General features: G+C 69.0%; 18 protein-coding genes. 14 read left to right on the plus strand and 4 right to left on the minus strand.

The window, feature by feature from the left end:
- Nucleotides 1-14 precede the first annotated feature (14 nt).
- The 7 genes from dnaJ (at nt 15) to era (ending at nt 6180) form a co-directional block, all read left to right on the plus strand.
- Nucleotides 15-1169 carry a molecular chaperone DnaJ gene (gene dnaJ, locus H7J06_RS00950; RefSeq protein ID WP_264036152.1) on the plus strand — a complete coding sequence of 385 codons (1155 nt, stop codon included), beginning with the start codon at nt 15-17 and terminating at the stop codon, nt 1167-1169.
- A gap of 16 nt (nt 1170-1185) precedes the next feature.
- Nucleotides 1186-1935 (plus strand): 16S rRNA (uracil(1498)-N(3))-methyltransferase, encoded by a 750-nt coding sequence (locus H7J06_RS00955; protein WP_264036154.1) that lies wholly within the window; start codon nt 1186-1188, stop codon nt 1933-1935.
- A gap of 132 nt (nt 1936-2067) precedes the next feature.
- Nucleotides 2068-2295, plus strand: coding sequence for a hypothetical protein (locus H7J06_RS00960; RefSeq protein WP_264036156.1), 228 nt, complete (start codon nt 2068-2070; stop codon nt 2293-2295).
- 132 nt (nt 2296-2427) lie between these two features.
- Entirely contained in the window at nt 2428-3471 is a 1044-nt protein-coding gene (locus tag H7J06_RS00965) for a PhoH family protein (protein ID WP_264036158.1), read from the plus strand.
- A complete protein-coding gene (gene ybeY, locus H7J06_RS00970) occupies nt 3468-4004 on the plus strand; it encodes an rRNA maturation RNase YbeY (RefSeq protein WP_264036159.1) in 537 nt (178 codons plus the stop codon). Before H7J06_RS00965 ends, ybeY begins: the two co-directional genes overlap by 4 nt.
- Nucleotides 4001-5284 (plus strand): hemolysin family protein, encoded by a 1284-nt coding sequence (locus H7J06_RS00975; protein WP_264036161.1) that lies wholly within the window; start codon nt 4001-4003, stop codon nt 5282-5284. The genes ybeY and H7J06_RS00975 overlap by 4 nt, the downstream gene beginning before the upstream one ends.
- Entirely contained in the window at nt 5281-6180 is a 900-nt protein-coding gene (gene era, locus H7J06_RS00980) for a GTPase Era (RefSeq protein WP_264036163.1), read from the plus strand. Before H7J06_RS00975 ends, era begins: the two co-directional genes overlap by 4 nt.
- Here era and H7J06_RS00985 read toward each other — a convergent pair.
- Entirely contained in the window at nt 6177-7634 is a 1458-nt protein-coding gene (locus H7J06_RS00985) for an amidase (RefSeq protein ID WP_264036164.1), read from the minus strand. The two genes, era and H7J06_RS00985, sit on opposite strands and share 4 nt — an antisense overlap.
- A gap of 77 nt (nt 7635-7711) precedes the next feature.
- On the opposite strand from H7J06_RS00985, the gene recO reads away from it, so the two are divergent.
- Genes recO through H7J06_RS01005 form a run of 4 tightly spaced genes read left to right on the plus strand, consistent with a single transcriptional unit; the run spans nt 7712 to nt 10218 of the window.
- Nucleotides 7712-8599, plus strand: a complete 888-nt coding sequence (gene recO / locus H7J06_RS00990) for a DNA repair protein RecO (RefSeq protein WP_264036166.1) — start codon at nt 7712-7714, stop codon at nt 8597-8599.
- The gene (locus tag H7J06_RS00995; protein WP_264036168.1) at nt 8538-9428 is read left to right on the plus strand and encodes a decaprenyl diphosphate synthase; all 891 of its coding nucleotides are present in this window, start codon (nt 8538-8540) and stop codon (nt 9426-9428) included. The genes recO and H7J06_RS00995 overlap by 62 nt, the downstream gene beginning before the upstream one ends.
- Nucleotides 9425-9820 (plus strand): hypothetical protein, encoded by a 396-nt coding sequence (locus H7J06_RS01000; RefSeq protein WP_264036195.1) that lies wholly within the window; start codon nt 9425-9427, stop codon nt 9818-9820. The genes H7J06_RS00995 and H7J06_RS01000 overlap by 4 nt, the downstream gene beginning before the upstream one ends.
- Complete coding sequence (locus H7J06_RS01005) at nt 9817-10218, plus strand: NUDIX hydrolase (RefSeq protein ID WP_264036170.1); 402 nt, start codon at nt 9817-9819, stop codon at nt 10216-10218. Before H7J06_RS01000 ends, H7J06_RS01005 begins: the two co-directional genes overlap by 4 nt.
- Here H7J06_RS01005 and H7J06_RS01010 read toward each other — a convergent pair.
- Nucleotides 10211-10612 carry a Fur family transcriptional regulator gene (locus H7J06_RS01010; RefSeq protein ID WP_264036172.1) on the minus strand — a complete coding sequence of 134 codons (402 nt, stop codon included), beginning with the start codon at nt 10610-10612 and terminating at the stop codon, nt 10211-10213. The two genes, H7J06_RS01005 and H7J06_RS01010, sit on opposite strands and share 8 nt — an antisense overlap.
- A complete protein-coding gene (locus tag H7J06_RS01015) occupies nt 10609-11028 on the minus strand; it encodes an ArsR/SmtB family transcription factor (RefSeq protein ID WP_264036174.1) in 420 nt (139 codons plus the stop codon). The genes H7J06_RS01010 and H7J06_RS01015 overlap by 4 nt, the downstream gene beginning before the upstream one ends.
- 69 nt (nt 11029-11097) lie before the next feature.
- On the opposite strand from H7J06_RS01015, the gene H7J06_RS01020 reads away from it, so the two are divergent.
- Nucleotides 11098-12483, plus strand: coding sequence for a glycine--tRNA ligase (locus H7J06_RS01020; RefSeq protein WP_308205665.1), 1386 nt, complete (start codon nt 11098-11100; stop codon nt 12481-12483).
- Here the strand turns inward: H7J06_RS01020 and H7J06_RS01025 are convergent.
- Nucleotides 12480-14498, minus strand: coding sequence for a TPM domain-containing protein (locus H7J06_RS01025; RefSeq protein WP_264036178.1), 2019 nt, complete (start codon nt 14496-14498; stop codon nt 12480-12482). The two genes, H7J06_RS01020 and H7J06_RS01025, sit on opposite strands and share 4 nt — an antisense overlap.
- Between H7J06_RS01025 and H7J06_RS01030 the strand changes: the two genes are divergently transcribed.
- Nucleotides 14497-15831 (plus strand): deoxyguanosinetriphosphate triphosphohydrolase, encoded by a 1335-nt coding sequence (locus tag H7J06_RS01030; RefSeq protein ID WP_264036180.1) that lies wholly within the window; start codon nt 14497-14499, stop codon nt 15829-15831. The genes H7J06_RS01025 and H7J06_RS01030 overlap by 2 nt on opposite strands.
- A gap of 4 nt (nt 15832-15835) precedes the next feature.
- Nucleotides 15836-17248, plus strand: a 1413-nt coding sequence (gene dnaG, locus H7J06_RS01035) for a DNA primase (protein ID WP_264036182.1), incomplete at its 3' end; no start/stop codon positions are given.

Raw genomic sequence — 17248 nt, forward strand, 5'->3', positions numbered from 1 at the left:
AAGAAGGGTTTGGCGTGGCACGCGATTATTACGGCCTGCTCGGGGTGAGCAAGGGCGCGAGCGACTCGGAGATCAAGCGCGCCTATCGCAAGTTGGCGCGTGAACTGCATCCCGACGTCAACCCCGACGAGGCGGCGCAAGCCCAGTTCCGGGAGATTGGCGTCGCCTACGAGGTGCTGAGCGATCCGGAGAAGCGTCGCATCGTCGACCTCGGCGGCGACCCGATGGAGAGTGCCGGCGCTGGCGGGTTCGGAAACGGTTTCGGCGGCGCCGGTTTCGGCGGCCTCGGCGACGTCTTCGAAGCGTTCTTCGGTGGCGGCGGCGGTGGCCGCGGCCCGGTCGGACGGGTGCGTCCGGGCTCGGACTCCCTGCTGCGGATGCGGCTGGACCTGGCCGAGTGCGCAACGGGCGTCACCAAGCACGTCACCGTGGACACCGCAATCCTGTGCGACCTGTGCCACGGCAAGGGCACGCACGGCGACTCCACGCCGGTCACCTGCGACACCTGCCACGGCCAGGGTGAGGTGCAGTCGGTGCAGCGCTCCCTGCTGGGTCAGGTCATGACGTCGCGTCCCTGCCCGGTGTGCGCGGGCGTCGGTGAGGTCATCCCCGACCCCTGCCACCGCTGCGGCGGCGACGGGCGCGTGCGGGCGCGTCGCGACATCGCCGTGAAGATCCCCCCGGGCGTCGGCGACGGCATGCGGGTCAGACTCGCCGCCCAGGGTGAGGTCGGCCCGGGTGGCGGACCCGCCGGTGACCTCCACGTCGAGGTGCACGAAGCACCGCACGACGTCTTCATCCGCGACGGCGACGACCTGCACTTCAGCGTGTCGGTGCCGATGGTGGACGCCGCGCTGGGCACCACGGTCACGGTCGACGCCATCCTCGACGGCGACACCGACATCGTCGTCGCACCCGGCACGCAGCCCGGAGCCGTCACGACGCTGCGCGGCCACGGCATGCCCAACGTGCGGTCCGGCGTCCGGGGCAACCTGCACGCCCACATCGAGGTCGTGGTTCCCAGCCGCCTCGACCATCAGGACACCGAGATCCTGCAGAAGCTCAAGGAACATCGCGTCCGCGACGTGGCCGAGGTCAAGTCGACGCAGGCCGCACCCGCCGGCGGCGGGTTGTTCAGCCGGCTGCGCGAGACGTTCACCGGCCGATAGCCGGGTCGGGAGCGCCGTGAGTCGCGCGCTGTTCTACGTCGAGTCGGTTCCCGTCGTCGGCGACCTGGTCGTCGTGGACGGTGACGAGGGCTTTCACGCCGCCTCCGTGCGGCGCATCCGGGTCGGCGAGGAACTCGACCTGGGCGACGGTGCGGGCACGGTCGCCCACGTGGTGGTCGACGGCGTCGGCAAGGGCAGTGTGACGGCCCGCGTGCTCGACAGGCGCGTCGTGCCCCCGTCGTCTCCCGGCGTCACCGTGGTGCAGGCCCTGCCGAAGTCGGATCGCTCGGAGTTGGCGGTCGAATTGGCCACCGAGGCGGGTGCCGACGCCTTCGTCGCGTGGCAGTCGGACCGCTGTGTGGCCCGCTGGGACGGGGCGGCCAAGGTCGAGAAGGGGCTTCGCCGCTGGCAGGCGGTGGCCCGTTCCGCGGCCCGGCAGTCGCGCCGTCCCCACGTCCCGCCGGTCACCGCGCTGATGTCGACGAAGGAACTGGCCGTCCACGTGCGGTCGGTGGCGGACGGGACGCCGGTGTTGGTGCTGCACGAGTCCGCAACCGTTCCGCTGGCGGCGACGGGAGTTGGCCAGGCCGGCTCGCTGATGTTGCTGATCGGTCCCGAGGGCGGCATCGGGGACGACGAACTGCGCGTGTTGACCGACGCCGGGGCGACTGCGGTTCGACTGGGTCCGAGTGTGCTGCGGACCACATCGGCGGCCGCAGTGGCACTTGGCGCACTCGGTGTCCTGACGCCGCGCTGGCAGTTGTGAGCTCGATCTCCGCGAAACGTCCACCGTTATCCGCTGCCGGAATTAATCGTCTGATCAGTGCGTTCGTGCTAGCAGACCGGTTGGAGGGCTCCACCGCCGGTCGACGCAACCACAGAGGGCACGAAAGAAGAAATGAAGAACACGAAGAAGATCGGACTTGCCACCCTCGTTGCCAGCGGCTTTGCTGCGGGCATTCTTGGGGTAGCGGCTCCGATGCAAGCGACCGCATCCGCCGAAACGCTGCCGGTGCTGGAGATGCCGGGTTATTCCGCCGGTGTCGACCACGACCGGAAGGTCAAGGCGGTGCTCCCGGCCGTCAACATCGCACACGCCGACAACACCGTGCAGCAGAGCCGCTGATACGGCACCACCCAAGGGAAGGGGCACCCGGCATGGGTGCCCCTTCTTCTTTGGGCCGACGCGTGGCCAGCGGTAAGCTGTCGGCAGTAGACAGCAATGATCTGAGCACGGAAAGCAGGCACTGAACACCACGTGACGCCCCGCGAGACGACCGCCGCTTCGAACAGCACCGCCTCGGACAGCACCGTGCGTAGCAACATAAGTGTTCCGCCCGACCTGATGGTGGGGCTGCTTGGCTCCGCCGACGAGAACCTGCGCGCCCTGGAAGGCCTGCTCACCGCCGACATCCACGTGCGCGGCAACGCCGTCACGCTGTCCGGCGAGTCCGCCGACGTCGCGCTCGCCGAGCGGGTCATGACCGAGTTGATCGCCGTGGTGTCGCGCGGGCAGACGCTGACCCCGGAGGCCGTGCGGACGAGCGTCGGCATGGTCACCGGCATCGGCAACGAGTCACCCGCCGACGTGCTGACCCTCGACATCCTGTCGCGGCGCGGCAAGACGATCAGGCCCAAGACGCTCAACCAGAAGCACTACGTCGACGCGATCGACGCGCACACCATCGTGTTCGGCATCGGACCGGCCGGCACCGGAAAGACCTATCTGGCAATGGCCAAGGCGGTCAACGCCCTTCAGACCAAACAGGTTTCGCGCATCATCCTCACCCGTCCCGCGGTGGAGGCCGGCGAACGCCTCGGCTTCCTGCCCGGCACGTTGAGCGAGAAGATCGATCCCTACCTGCGGCCGTTGTACGACGCGCTGCACGACATGATGGACGCGGAGCTGATCCCCAAGCTGATGAGCGCGGGCGTGATCGAGGTCGCGCCGCTGGCGTACATGCGGGGCCGCTCGCTGAACGACGCCTTCATCATCCTCGACGAGGCGCAGAACACCACGCCGGAGCAGATGAAGATGTTCCTCACCCGGCTGGGCTTCGGCTCGAAGATCGTGGTCACCGGCGACTCCACGCAGGTCGACCTGCACGGCGCCAAGTCGGGTCTGAGCGCCGCGATGGAAATCCTGGACCACATCGACGACATCTACTTCTCCGAGCTCACCAGTGCCGACGTCGTGCGGCACCGGCTGGTCTCCGAGATCGTCGACGCCTACGCGCGCTCCGAAGCGCCCGCGATGAACCGGGCCGAGCGCCGATCCGGCACGGGAAGGCAGCGCCGATGAGCATCGAGGTGTCCAACGAGTCGGGCGTCGACGTCGCCGAGAACGAATTGGTCAGCGTCGCACGGTTCGTCATCGCCAAGATGGACGTCAACCCCGGTGCCGAGCTGTCGATGGTTCTGCTCGACACGCCCGCGATGGCCGACCTGCACATGCGGTGGATGGACCTGCCTGGCCCGACCGACGTCATGAGCTTCCCGATGGACGAGCTGGAGCCGGGTGGTCGTCCTGACGCACCGGAGCCGGGACCGTCGATGCTCGGCGACATCGTGCTGTGTCCGGAGTTCGCGGCCACCCAGGCCGAGAAGGCCGGGCATTCGCTGGGCCAAGAACTCGCCCTGCTGACCGTGCACGGCGTGCTGCACCTTCTCGGGTACGACCACGCCGAGCCCGACGAGGAGAAGGAGATGTTCGCGCTGCAGCGCGAACTGCTCGAGGAGTGGGTGGCCGACCAGGTCGCCGCCTATCACCAAGACCGGCAGAGCGAAAAGGATCGCAAACTGTTGGACAAGTCCCAGTTCTTCGACGAACCGTGACCGGAATAGCCTCTCTCGTCGGAGCTCTCGCGCTCATCGCGCTCGGCGGTGTCTTTGCCGCGGTGGACGCCGCCATCAGCACGGTGTCGATCGCCCGGATCGACGAGATGGTCCGCGACGAGCGCCCCGGCGCCGCCCGGCTGGCCCGCCTGACCGACGACCGGCCGCGCTACGTCAACCTCATCGTGTTGTTGCGCATCACGTGCGAGACGGCGGCGACCGTCCTGCTGGTCGCCTTCCTGTACGAGGACCTCGGCCTGAAGTGGGGTCTGCTCGCGGCCGCGGCCATCATGGTGGTGGTCAGCTTCGTCGCCATCGGCGTGGGGCCGCGCACGCTGGGCAGGCAACATGCGTACTCCATCGCGCTTGGCGCAGCCCTTCCGCTGCAAGCGATTTCGGTGCTGCTGACCCCGATCAGCCGGCTGCTGGTGTTGATCGGCAACGCGCTGACCCCGGGCGTCGGCTTCCGCAACGGCCCGTTCGCCTCGGAGATCGAGTTGCGGGAGGTCGTCGACCTCGCCCAGCAGCGGGGCGTCGTCGCCGACGACGAGCGACGGATGATCCAGTCGGTCTTCGAACTCGGTGACACCCTGGCCCGCGAAGTGATGGTGCCCCGCACCGAGATGGTGTGGATCGAAGGCGACAAGACCGCCGGCCAAGCGACCTCACTTGCGGTGCGCAGCGGGCACTCTCGGCTACCCGTCGTCGGGGAGAACGTCGACGACATCGTCGGCGTCGTCTTCCTCAAGGACCTCGTCGAGCAGACCTACTACAGCAACGGCGGCATCGACACCAGGGTCGGTGAGGTGATGCGCCCACCCGTGTTCGTTCCCGACTCCAAGCCCCTGGACGCGCTGCTGCGCGAAATGCAGAAGGACCGCAACCACATGGCGCTGCTGGTCGACGAGTACGGGGCGATCGCGGGGCTGGTCACCATCGAGGACGTGCTTGAGGAGATCGTCGGCGAGATCGCCGACGAATACGACACCGACGAGGTCGCACCCGTCGAAGACTTGGGCGACAAGCAGTTCCGCGTGAGTGCGCGATTGCCGCTGGAGGATCTCGCCGAACTCTACGAGCTCGAACTCGACGACGACCTCGACGTCGACACCGTGGGAGGTCTGTTGGCCCACGAGCTGGGTCGCGTGCCGCTGCCCGGCGTGGAGGTGACGTGGGACGCGCTGCGCCTGCGCGCCGAGGGTGGTCGGGACCACCGCGGCCGGGTGCGCATCGGCACCGTCCTCGTCAAACCCACCGAGCAGGAAGAAGACGACCAATGAGCGAATTCCGCTCCGGCTTCGTCTGTTTCGTCGGCCGGCCCAACACCGGCAAGTCGACCTTGACCAACGCCCTGGTGGGCACCAAGGTCGCGATCACGTCGAACCGACCGCAGACCACGCGCCACACCATCCGCGGCATCGTGCACCGTCCCGAGTTTCAGATCATCCTCGTCGACACCCCCGGGCTGCACCGGCCGCGAACCCTGCTGGGGGAGCGTCTCAACGAGCTGGTGAAGGCCACCTACTCGCAGGTCGACGTGATCGGGCTCTGCATCCCCGCCGACGAAGCCATCGGCCCGGGGGACCGGTGGATCTACGAGCAGATTCGGGCGGTCGCACCGCGGACCACGTTCATGGTGGTGGTGACGAAGATCGACAAGGTGTCCAAGGAGAAGGTGGCCGCGCAGCTTCTCGCCGTCAGCGAGTTGACCGGCGGCACCGCGGAGATCGTGCCCGTGTCGGCCACCTCGGGTGAGCAGGTCGACGTGCTGACCGACGTGCTTGCCGCGCAGCTGCCGCCCGGCCCGGCGTTCTACCCGGACGGGGAGCTGACCGACGAGCCGGAGGAAGTCCTCATGGCCGAGCTGATCCGCGAGGCGGCACTCGAGGGGGTCCGCGACGAGCTGCCGCACTCGCTGGCCGTGGTGATCGACGAGGTGGAGCAGCGGGAGGGACGAGACGACCTCATCGACGTCCACGCGATCCTGTACGTCGAACGGGACTCCCAAAAGGGCATCGTCATCGGCAAGGGCGGGGCACGCCTGCGCGAGGTCGGCACCGCCGCCCGCGAACAGATCGAGACGCTGCTCGGCACGAAGGTCTATCTGGACCTGCGGGTCAAGATCGCCAAGAACTGGCAGCGCGACCCCAAACAGCTTGGCAGGCTTGGCTTCTAGTCTTCGGGAGTGCCCCACCAGACCTCGGGCTCGTCGGCCCGCCAGGCGCCGCTCGCCTCGAGTGCGGCCGCCAACGACACCAGCAGCGGCTCGCTGCCGGCAGGTCCCATCAGCTGAACGCCGATCGGCAGTCCGTCTGAGGTGAACCCGGCCGGGACGTTGATCGACGGCCACCCGAGAAGGTTCCACGGCCACGTCACGGGGCACGCGCGGATCATCGCGCGGTCGGTCGACAGCCCGCCGCGCCGGTCGAAGTCGTGGACCTTCGGCGGCGGCAGGGCCGTCGTCGGGGCGAGGATCACGTCGGCGAGGTTGAAGATCCAGCCGATGCGACGCTGCGACTCCGCCTCGCGCCGGCGGGCGTCGCGCAGCACCTTCTCCGAGAGCAGCCGCCCGATTCTCGCGTTGGCGGTGGTGCGCTTGTCGAACGTCACGCCGGGTCCGAGCCGGTGCGTCCACTCGAGCAGTCCCGACGTCGAACGGGACAGGAAGTCCCACGACGTGCGGAGGCCGTAGTCCGGGTCGGCGGCGCGCACCGTGTGGCCGAGGTGCTCGAGCTGTCCGGCCATCTTCTCCAGCGCCGCCCGGATCTCGGGATGAAGCGTGGCCCGAAAGCCCGTGAAGGGAAACTTCGTCGACATTGCTACGGTCAACGGGCCCGGTGGCTGGCTGACGTACTCGGCGGCGGTGATCGGTGGGGGCCGGTGCCGGTCTCCGTCGGCGTTTCCGGACGCCGCGTCGAGGACCAGGGCCGCGTCGACGACGGTGCGGGCCAGGACGCCGTTGACGGTGATGCCGTTGAAGGCCTCGGGCAGCGGCCAGGTGGAGATGCGGCCGCGCTGGGGCTTGATGCCGACGAGGTGGGTCCAGGCGGCGGGGATGCGCACACTGCCCGCGCCGTCGGATCCGATGGCCGCGGTGACCAGGCCGGCGGCCACCGCGGCGGCGCTGCCACCGGAGGACCCGCCGGGGGTGTGCTCGGCCGACCAGGGGTTGCGCGTGTGCCCGAACGACGGCCCGCTGGTGAACGGCCACTGGCCGAGCTCGCAGGTGTTGGTCTTGCCGACGATGACGGCGCCCGCGGCGCGCAGCCGACGGACCACCTCGGCGTCGGCCGTGGCCGGTGGAACGTCACCGGACGTGCCGAAGCGGGTGGGCACCCCCGCGACGTCGACGTCGTCCTTGACCGCGATCGGGATGCCCAAGAGGGGGAGATCTTGTCCCGCAGCGCGTTTGCGGTCGGCAGCGGCGGCGTCGGCGAGCGCCTGCTCGGTCAGGACCACGCGGAAGGCGTTGAGGGTGGACTGGCTTGCCTGGATCGCCTTCAGCGAGCGGGTGGTGAGGTCGACGGACGTGACTTTGCCGCTGGCCAGTCGGAACTGCAGCTGAGTCAGGGTGGGGAGGTGCTTGCCGTGGGGCCGCGTGCTCGCCCCGGGGGAGGAGGTGGCTGACATTTGAGTCGAGAATATCCGGACCACCCTCCCCGGCGTGGTCGGTGCGGGTGGTCGGACCGAGGTGGAACACTGTGTGCATGCGGTTGTACCGGGATCGAGCGGTCGTGCTGCGCCAGCACAAGCTCGGCGAGGCCGACCGGATCGTGACGCTGCTCACCCTCGAGCACGGATTGGTTCGCGCCGTGGCCAAGGGCGTGCGCCGGACCCGCAGCAAGTTCGGTGCCAGGCTGGAGCCGTTCGCGCACATCCACGTCCAGCTCTATCCGGGCCGAAACCTGGACGTGGTCACCCAGGTGCAGGCCATCGACGCGTTTGCCGGCGACATCGTCAGCGAATACGGGCGGTACACCAGCGGGTGCGCGGTGCTGGAGACGGCCGAGCGGCTGGCCGGTGAGGAACGTGCCCCGTCGCCTGCCCTGCACCGGCTCACCGTGGCGGCATTGCGCGCCGTCGCCGACGGCACCCGGCCGCGCGAACTCGTCCTCGACGCATACCTGTTGCGGGCCATGGGCATTGCGGGCTGGGCCCCGTCGCTCACCGAATGTGCGCGCTGCGCGGCGCCCGGGCCACACCGGGCCTTCCACGTCGCCGCGGGCGGCAGCGTGTGCATGCACTGCCGGCCGTCCGGTTCGGTGACGCCGCCGCAGGGGGTGATCGACCTGATGTCGGCCCTGCACGACGGCGACTGGCCCGCGGCCGAGGCGTCGACCGAGTCGTACCGTAGCCAGGCCAGCGGACTAGTGGCCGCGCACCTGCAGTGGCACCTCGAGCGCCAATTGCGTACCTTGCCGCTGGTCGAGCGCGCGTACCGCGTCGATCGGACGGTCGACGCCCTCAGATCCCGAGTCGCTCCGCTCCTGCCCGCCGAACCGCCGAGTGGCCCCTTCGGGCAGGATGAGGCACATGGCTACGACAAGGGGCAAGGGCAAGAAGGAGACCTACCCGCAGTTGCCTCCGGCGCCTGAGGACTACCCGACGTTCCCGGACAAGACCTCCTGGCCGGTCGTCTTTCCCGAGCTGCCGCCGCACACCAACGGCAGGTTCTCCCGTCCGCCGCAGCACACGTCCAAGGAATCCGCGCCGCTGATCCCCGCGGGTCAGGTGCCCAACCACGTCGCGGTGGTGATGGACGGCAACGGCCGGTGGGCCACCCAGCGTGGACTCGGCCGCACCGAGGGCCACAAGATGGGCGAGGCGGTGCTGATCGACATCACCTGCGGCGCGATCGAGATCGGCGTCAAGCACCTCACCGTGTATGCGTTCTCCACGGAGAACTGGAAGCGGAGCACCGAAGAGGTGCGGTTCCTGATGGGCTTCAACCGCGAGGTGGTGCGCCGCCGTCGCGAGAACCTCAACGCGATGGGCGTGCGGATGCGGTGGGTCGGATCGCGGCCGCGGATGTGGAGCAGCGTCATCAAGGAGTTCGACATCGCCGAGAAGATGACGGTTGGCAACGACGTCATCACCATCAACTACTGCGTGAACTACGGTGGCCGCACCGAGATCATCGAAGCCGCACAGGAATTGGCTCAGCTGGCGGCCGACGGCAAGATCAAGCCGAATCGCATCAACGAGGCCTCCTTCGCCAAGCACCTGCACCGCGACGACATTCCGGACGTCGACCTGTTCATCCGCACCTCCGGTGAGCAGCGGGCGAGCAACTTCCTGCTGTGGCAGGCCGCGTATGCCGAGTTCGTCTTCCAGGAGAAGCTGTGGCCCGACTACGACCGGCGTGACCTGTGGGAGGCGTGCATGGAGTACGTGAACCGCAACAGAAGGTTCGGTCGAGCCTGATGTCGCTGCTGGAACGGTTGACCTCCGCGCTGGGGGAGGCGACGACGCTGGTCTCGGAGTCCGACGGCGCCCTCACCGTCACGGTGGACGGTCTGGTGGCGTCCCTGCGTGTGGTGGTGATCGCCGAGGGTCTGGAGATGGTGTCGCTTACTCAGCCGCTGGCATGGGATCTGCCGCTGTCCAACGAGATTCGCGATCGGGTGGCCGAGCAGGCGGCTCAGGTGATGCTCGGAACGGTGACGTTGGTGGGCAAGCCGGCCGACGAGACCGTCGCAGACGTGATGCTGCGCTACAACTTTCCGGCCGCGGGCCTGTCCGAGGACGCGTTGCGCACGCTCGTCCTGTTGGTGCTCACCACCGGCGCCGAGGTTCGGCGCGTCCTGACCCAGTGAGGGTGATTCGCATCGTCGCGGCCGTCGTCCTCGACGATCGCCGCCGCGTGCTCGTCGTCCGCAAGCGCGGGACGACGGCCTTCATGCAGCCGGGCGGCAAGATCGAGCCGGGTGAGGAGCCGCTGGATGCGCTCGTCCGCGAGGTCCGCGAGGAGCTGGGCACCGGGGTCGACGACGGGTCGGCCCGACCGCTCGGCCGGTTCACCGCCGAGGCGGCCAACGAACCCGGTCACGTCGTCGACGCGGATCTGTTCCTGGTCACGCTCGTCGGCGTGCCGCGGGCGGCCGCCGAGATCGAGGAAGTCATCTGGGTCGACCCGCACGAGCCGGACGGCGTCGAGCTGGCCCCGTTGACGGCACAGACCGTGCTGGCGCTGGCGCGCGACGGCCTCAGCTGACGGTCGCGGCGCACTCCGCGCACACGCCGAAGATCTCGATCGTGTGGCTGACGTCGGAAAAACCGTGCAGGGCAGCAACTTCCGTGGCCCACGTCTCGGCTGCGGCACCCTCCACCTCGACCGTGGTGCCGCACGTGCGGCACACCAGGTGATGGTGGTGGTGCTCGGAACACCGGCGGTAGACCGATTCGCCCGAATCGGTGCGCAACGTGTCGAGCAGCCCGGCGGCCGCCATCGACTGCAGCGTGCGGTAGACGGTGGTCAGGCCGATGCCCTCGCCCCGGCGTCGCAGTTCGTCGTGAAGTTCCTGGGCCGACCGGAATTCCTCGACGTTCTCCAGCAGGGCCGAGATGGCGGCGCGTTGGCGTGTGGCACGGACGACGGTGGTGCTCATCGGGATTCGCCTCCCTCGTGGTGGTGTGCGTATTCACCCGCATGGGCCACCGCGGCCAGCACGATGTCACTGAGGTGATGGTCGACCAGGCGGTAGCGCACCTCACGGCCGCTGCGCTCCCCGGCGACCACCCCGGCGGACTTCAGGATGCGCAGATGCTGGCTGACCAGCGGCTGCGCGACGGCGAGCACGTCGACCAGCTCGTGCACGCACCGCGAGGATTCACGCAGCTGGAGCACGATCGCGATGCGGACGGGTGCGGCCAGCGCGCGCAACAGGTCACCGGAGTGGTCCAGCACTGCGCGCGGCGGCACCTCGACGGCGGGTGCGGCGCCGTGGACGTGGTCGGCGTGCTCGCCGTCTGTCAATGCGGGGTCGGCGGGCGCAGGCACGGTTGACTTGGAAACCGTTTTCATTACGGCCCAGAATACATGCGTGGACGCGCATGTCAATCGACCGAGCGTGGCCCGCTACGCTGTTCACCCGTGGCCTCCATCATCGACACCGTTGCCAATCTCGCGAAGCGCCGTGGCCTCGTCTACCAAGCGGGCGAGATCTACGGCGGCACCAAGTCGGCGTGGGACTACGGCCCACTGGGCGTCGAGCTCAAGGAGAACATCAAGCGGCAGTGGTGGCGGTCCGTCGTCACCGGCCGCGACGACGTCGTCGGCCTGGACAGCTCGATCATCCTGCCGCGCGAGGTGTGGGTGGCCTCCGGTCACGTCGCGACGTTCAACGACCCGCTGATCGAATGCCTGAACTGCCACAAACGGCACCGCCAGGATCATCTGCAAGAGGCCTACGCGCAGAAGAAGGGCCTCGACGACCCCGATGCCGTGTCGATGGCCGAGATCGTCTGCCCGGACTGCGGCACCAAGGGCCAGTGGACCGAGCCCCGCGACTTCAACATGATGCTCAAGACCTACCTCGGCCCGATCGAGAGCGAAGAGGGCATCCACTACCTGCGCCCCGAGACGGCCCAGGGCATCTTCGTCAACTTCGCCAACGTGGTGACGACGTCGCGACGCAAGCCGCCGTTCGGCATCGGCCAGATCGGCAAGAGCTTCCGCAACGAGATCACCCCGGGCAACTTCATCTTCCGCACTCGCGAGTTCGAGCAGATGGAGATGGAGTTCTTCGTCGAGCCGTCGATGGCGCCCGAGTGGCACCAGTATTGGATCGACGCCCGGCTGCAGTGGTACGTCGACCTCGGCATCGACCCGGACAACCTGCGGCTCTACGAGGTGCCGAAGGACAAGCTCGCTCACTACTCGGACCGCACCGTCGACATCGAGTACAAGTTCGGCTTCGCGGGCAACCCGTGGGGTGAGCTCGAGGGCGTCGCCAACCGCACCGACCACGACTTGTCCAACCACTCAACGGCTTCCGGCACCGACCTGTCGTTCTACGACCAGGCCACCGAGACGCGCTACACGCCGTACGTCATCGAGCCGGCGGCCGGCCTGACCCGCTCGTTGATGGCCTTCCTGGTCGACGCGTATCACGAAGACGAGGCCCCCAACGCCAAGGGCGGCATCGACAAGCGCACGGTGTTGAAGCTCGATCCGCGGCTCGCGCCTGTCAAGGCCGCGGTGTTGCCGTTGTCGCGCAACGCCGACCTGTCGCCCAAGGCCAAGGATCTCGCCGCCGAGCTCCGCAAGAGCTGGAACATCGAGTTCGACGACGCGGGTGCGATCGGCCGCCGGTACCGACGCCAGGACGAGATCGGCACGCCGTTCTGCGTGACGCTGGACTTCGACTCGCTCACCGACCATGCGGTGACGATCCGCGAGCGTGACGCGATGACGCAGGAACGCGTGTCGATCGACGCCGTCTCGGACTACCTCGCGGTGCGCCTCAAGGGCGCCTAGAAGCGGCCGCCGCCGCCGCCCCAGTCGCCGCCCGAGCCGCCGAACGATCCCGGGCTCCAGTCGCCACCGCCGCCTCCGCCGATGCCGCCGCGCAGCGCGCCGGAGAGCAGGTTGCCGATGAGGATGCCGCCCAGGATGGCACCGGTGTTGCCGCCTCCGCCGCCGAACCCGCCGCCGCCGTAGCGTCCGGTGTACTGCCGCTGGGCGGCGCTGACGTCGGCATTGGCCATCGACTGGGCCTGCACCGCCAACAGTGCGGCGCCGTTGGCGCGTTGGATGCCCTCCGACGGGTTGGTGGCCCGCACCGCCTGGGCCGCGTCCAATTGCCGCACGGCTTCGGCCAATCGAGTGCGGGCCTCCGGGCCCACGCTGCCGCGGCGGGTGTCGATGAAGTCCGACACCGATCGCACTTGCGACTGCGCGCTGAACATGGCCTGGTCGAGCGCGCGGTTCAACCGGGCGGCGGCCTCGACCTCGTCGCTGATCGCCGCGAGCAGCTGGTCGAGGGTCGCGTCGGCCTGCGTCAGCTGGGTGAAGGTGCCCAGCGGATCGGTGGTACCGGCATTCTGCGCGTGGGCGACGGCGGCGACCGCCGCGTCCCGGGCGGTGCTCAGTTCGTCGGCGCGGGGAACGCCGCCGCGGGCGAGATGTCCGGCCGCGGCGGTGATGCCGTTCTGGATGTCGGCGATCGCCGCGGGCAGGGTGGCCACCGCACGGTTGATGTCGGTCGAAGCGCTGTCGACCGCGTCGAGCAACATGCGGGCCTGGCCCAGCGCGGATTCCGCCGACCGGATCGCGTCGACCAGCCCGCCTTGGCTGCCCGCCGGCTTGGCGACGAGCGCCCGGGCCTGGCTGATGCTCTGGTCGGCGAACGACAACCGCTGTTTGGCCTGCTCGACGTTGCCCGCGACGGACGCCAGTGCGGTCTCGGAGAACTGCGAGTGCAGCGCCGCGAGCGTCCGTTCGGCGGGTTCGATGCGCGCCGTCAGGTCGACCATCTGCCGCGTGAGGGTGTCGAGCCGGTCCGGTGCGTTGATGATCAGGTCGCGCAACGTGCCGAAGGCCTCGCGCTGCGCCTCGAGTTCGTCGTCGGCCCTTGCGGCCGCGACGATGACCCTCGTGAGGAGGTCGCGACGCTGCTGCGGCGTCTCGGGGATGGTGTCGTCGAGGATCTGCCGGACGTTGAACGCCTGTGTCAGTGCCGTTTTCGCGCCTTCGACCGCCTTGGTGAACGGGGCGGTGTCCCGCTCGCCGAATTCCTCGACCGCCAGGGTCAGTTCGTTGTCGCTGGTGCGCACCGCATTGTCGACCTCGACCACGATCGACTTCGACAGGTCGTCGAGGGCGTCCAGGGACAGCGAGGACAGCGCGTTGGGGTCGGCCGGGTCGACCCGTTTGGCGGCGGCGAGCTCGGCTTCGCGGCGCGTGCGCCGCCGACGCCGCTGCCACACGAGCAGCGCGACCACCGCCAGGGCGATCACGACGAGGAAGATGGCGACGCCCACCCACGACACGCCTCCGGTCGACGAGCCGCCGTTCTTCAACCCCGTCGCCGCGGCGGTGGCGGCGCCTGCCCAGTCACCCTTGCGCAAGGCCGGTTCGACCTCGTTGCGACGAAGGTCCGCCTGGTCGGAATTGCTCATGATGCCCTTGCCGGCCAGCAGCGCGTAGTCGCGGTCCTGGGTGGCGACGGCCAGGATCGCGTCCTGCTCGGGCTGGAAGTTGTTGATCTCCATGGCCCTTTGCGCCCAGGCCGTCCCGGTCTGGCCGGAGAAGGTGGGAACGTAGACGACCCACAGTCGGACGCGGCGGGCGTCGTACAGATCGTCGACGGCGCTCTTCACGCTGCTGAGCGCACCGGCGTCCAGGACCCCGGCGTCGTCGGTGACGTAGTTGGTCAGCCGAAGCGGCGGTGCGGCGCTGGCCGTCGGGAGGGTGGGCGTCAGCAGTGCGCCCACGGTCAGTACCGCGAGAAGCATGCCGAGAACGCGGGCTGCCCTTGGATTCCTGCTCATGACCGCCAATGTAGTGCGCCACGGCCGACGGGCACCCGAGACCGTGCTGGCAGACTGTCCGTCGGTGACGCACTCCAGTGACAGCTACGACGCCTTCGACCGGGAACGCCCGGTGGCCGAGGCGCCGAAGGGTGCTGCCCTGCCGGGGACCGACAACGAGCGCCGCACCGACTTCGCCAGGGACCGGGCCCGGGTGCTGCACAGCGCGGCGTTTCGGCGACTTGCCGACAAGACCCAGGTCGTCGGTCCCCGGGAGGGCGACACCCCGCGTACCCGGCTGACCCATTCCCTGGAAGTGGCGCAGATCGGGCGCGGGATGGCCGTCGGCCTGGGCTGCGACCCCGACCTGGTCGACCTGGCGGGACTGGCCCACGACATCGGCCATCCGCCGTACGGGCACAACGGGGAACGCGCGCTCAACGAGATCGCCAAGGCGTTCGGCGGTTTCGAGGGCAACGCGCAGAACTTCCGGATCCTGTCCCGGTTGGAGCCGAAAGTCCTTGACGCCCAAGGGCGATCAGTGGGACTGAACCTGACCAGGGCATCGCTCGACGCGGTCACGAAGTACCCGTGGACGCGCGGTGACGGCCGCAAGTTCGGCTTCTACGACGACGACACGCCCTGGGCCGACTGGGTCCGCGAGGGCGCTCCCGAGCGGAGGCCGTGCCTGGAGGCCCAGGTGATGGACTGGGCCGACGACGTCGCCTACTCGGTGCACGACGTCGAGGACGGGGTGATCTCCGGGCGCATCGACCTGCGAGTGCTGGCCGACACCGACGCGGCCACCTCGTTGGCCCGGCTCGGCGCCGCGTCGTTCGACGCCGTGCGCTCCGACGATCTGCTGGCTGCCGCGCAGCGACTGTCCCGGATTCCGGTGGTGGCGGCGGTGGGCAAGTACGACGGGTCCGTCGCGGCGTCGGTCGCGCTCAAACGGTTGACCAGTGAACTGGTCGGTCGGTTCGCCAACGCGGCGATCACCGCGACCCGGGAAGTCGCCGGCGCCGGACCGCTGAAGCGCTTCGACACCGAGCTCGCGGTGCCCGCACTGGTGCGCTCCGAGGTCGCGGTGCTGAAGATGCTGGCGCTGCAGTTCATCATGTCCGACCATCAGCACCTGCAGATCCAGGCAGACCAACGCACCCTCGTGCAGGAGGTCGCGCTGGCGCTGTGGGCGCAAGCCCCGAGCAGCCTCGACCCCCAATTCGCACCGGAGTTCGCCGCGGCGGCCGACGACGGAGCCCGGTTGCGGGTGGTGATCGATCAGATCGCGTCCTATACCGAGGGGCGGCTGGAACGCGTGCACCAGGCGCGCTCGCCCCGGCCCTTAGACTGAGCAGGTGGCGGTAGGCAGGAACGATGGGACGCGGGGCGGGCGGATTCCCGACCGCGACATCGCGGCCATTCGCGAAAGCACCCGCATCGAGGACCTCGTCGGCGACTACGTGCAGTTGCGCCGCGCCGGGGCCGACTCGATGAAGGGGCTCTGCCCGTTCCACGACGAGAAGTCACCGTCGTTTCACGTCCGCCCCAACCACGGCCACTTCCATTGCTTCGGCTGCGGCGAGGGCGGTGACGTCTACGCCTTCCTGCAGAAGATCGAACACGTCAGCTTCGTCGAGGCCGTCGAGATGCTCGCCGACCGCATCAACTACACCGTCACCTACACCGGTGGCTCGACCACCAACGTGCAGAGGGACAAGGGCAGTCGCAGCAGGCTGATCGCCGCCAATGCCGCGGCCCAGGCGTTCTACGCCGAGGCGCTGCAGTCCGACGAGGCCGCACCGGCCAGGCAGTACCTGATCGAACGCAACTTCGACGCGCAGGCGGCCGCGCACTTCGGCTGCGGGTTCGCGCCCTCGGGCTGGGACACCTTGACGAAGCACTTGTTGCGCAAGGGTTTCGAGTTCAAGGAGCTCGAGGCGGCGGGGTTGTCGATGGAGGGTCGCCGCGGCCCGCGGGATCGTTTCAATCGCCGTCTGCTGTGGCCGATCCGGGCGAGCAGCAACGAGGTCATCGGATTCGGTGCGCGCCGGATCTTCGACGACGACACGATGACCGCGAAGTACCTGAACACCCCGGAGACGGTGCTCTACAAGAAGTCCAACGTCCTGTTCGGCCTCGACCTGGCCAAGCGCGACATCGCGAAGGGCCATCAGGCCGTCGTCGTGGAGGGGTACACCGACGTCATGGCCATGCATCTGGCGGGCGTGACGACGGCGGTCGCGTCGTGCGGCACCGCCTTCGGCGAGGAGCATCTGTCGATGTTGCGTCGACTCATGATGGACGACAACTTCTTTCGCGGTGAGCTGATCTACGTCTTCGACGGCGACGCGGCGGGACGGGCGGCGGCGGTCAAGGCCTTCGAGGGGGAGCAGAACCTCTCGGGCCAGTCGTTCGTCGCCGTCGCCGACGAGGGCATGGACCCGTGCGATCTGCGGCTGAAGTCCGGGGACGCCGCCCTGCGCGACCTGGTGGCCCGGCGAACGCCGTTGTTCGAGTTCGTGATTCGCACCGCGCTGGCCGACCACGACCTCGACAGTGCGGAGGGCCGGGTGTCGGCGTTGCGCCGGTGTGTGCCGATGGCGGCACGAATCAAGGACCCGACCCTGCGCGACGAGTACGCGCGCCAGCTTGCGGGCTGGGTGGGCTGGGACGACGTCGCCCAGGTCATCGGCAGGGTGCGCGAGACGGCCAAGGCCGGCGGCGCCGCGCAGCGTCGCGACGTCCGCCGCAGCGCCGCCGCGGCCCCG

Origin of the sequence: Mycolicibacterium hodleri (genome assembly GCF_025822245.1) — a bacterium.
Classification (GTDB): Bacteria; Actinomycetota; Actinomycetes; order Mycobacteriales; family Mycobacteriaceae; genus Mycobacterium; species Mycobacterium hodleri.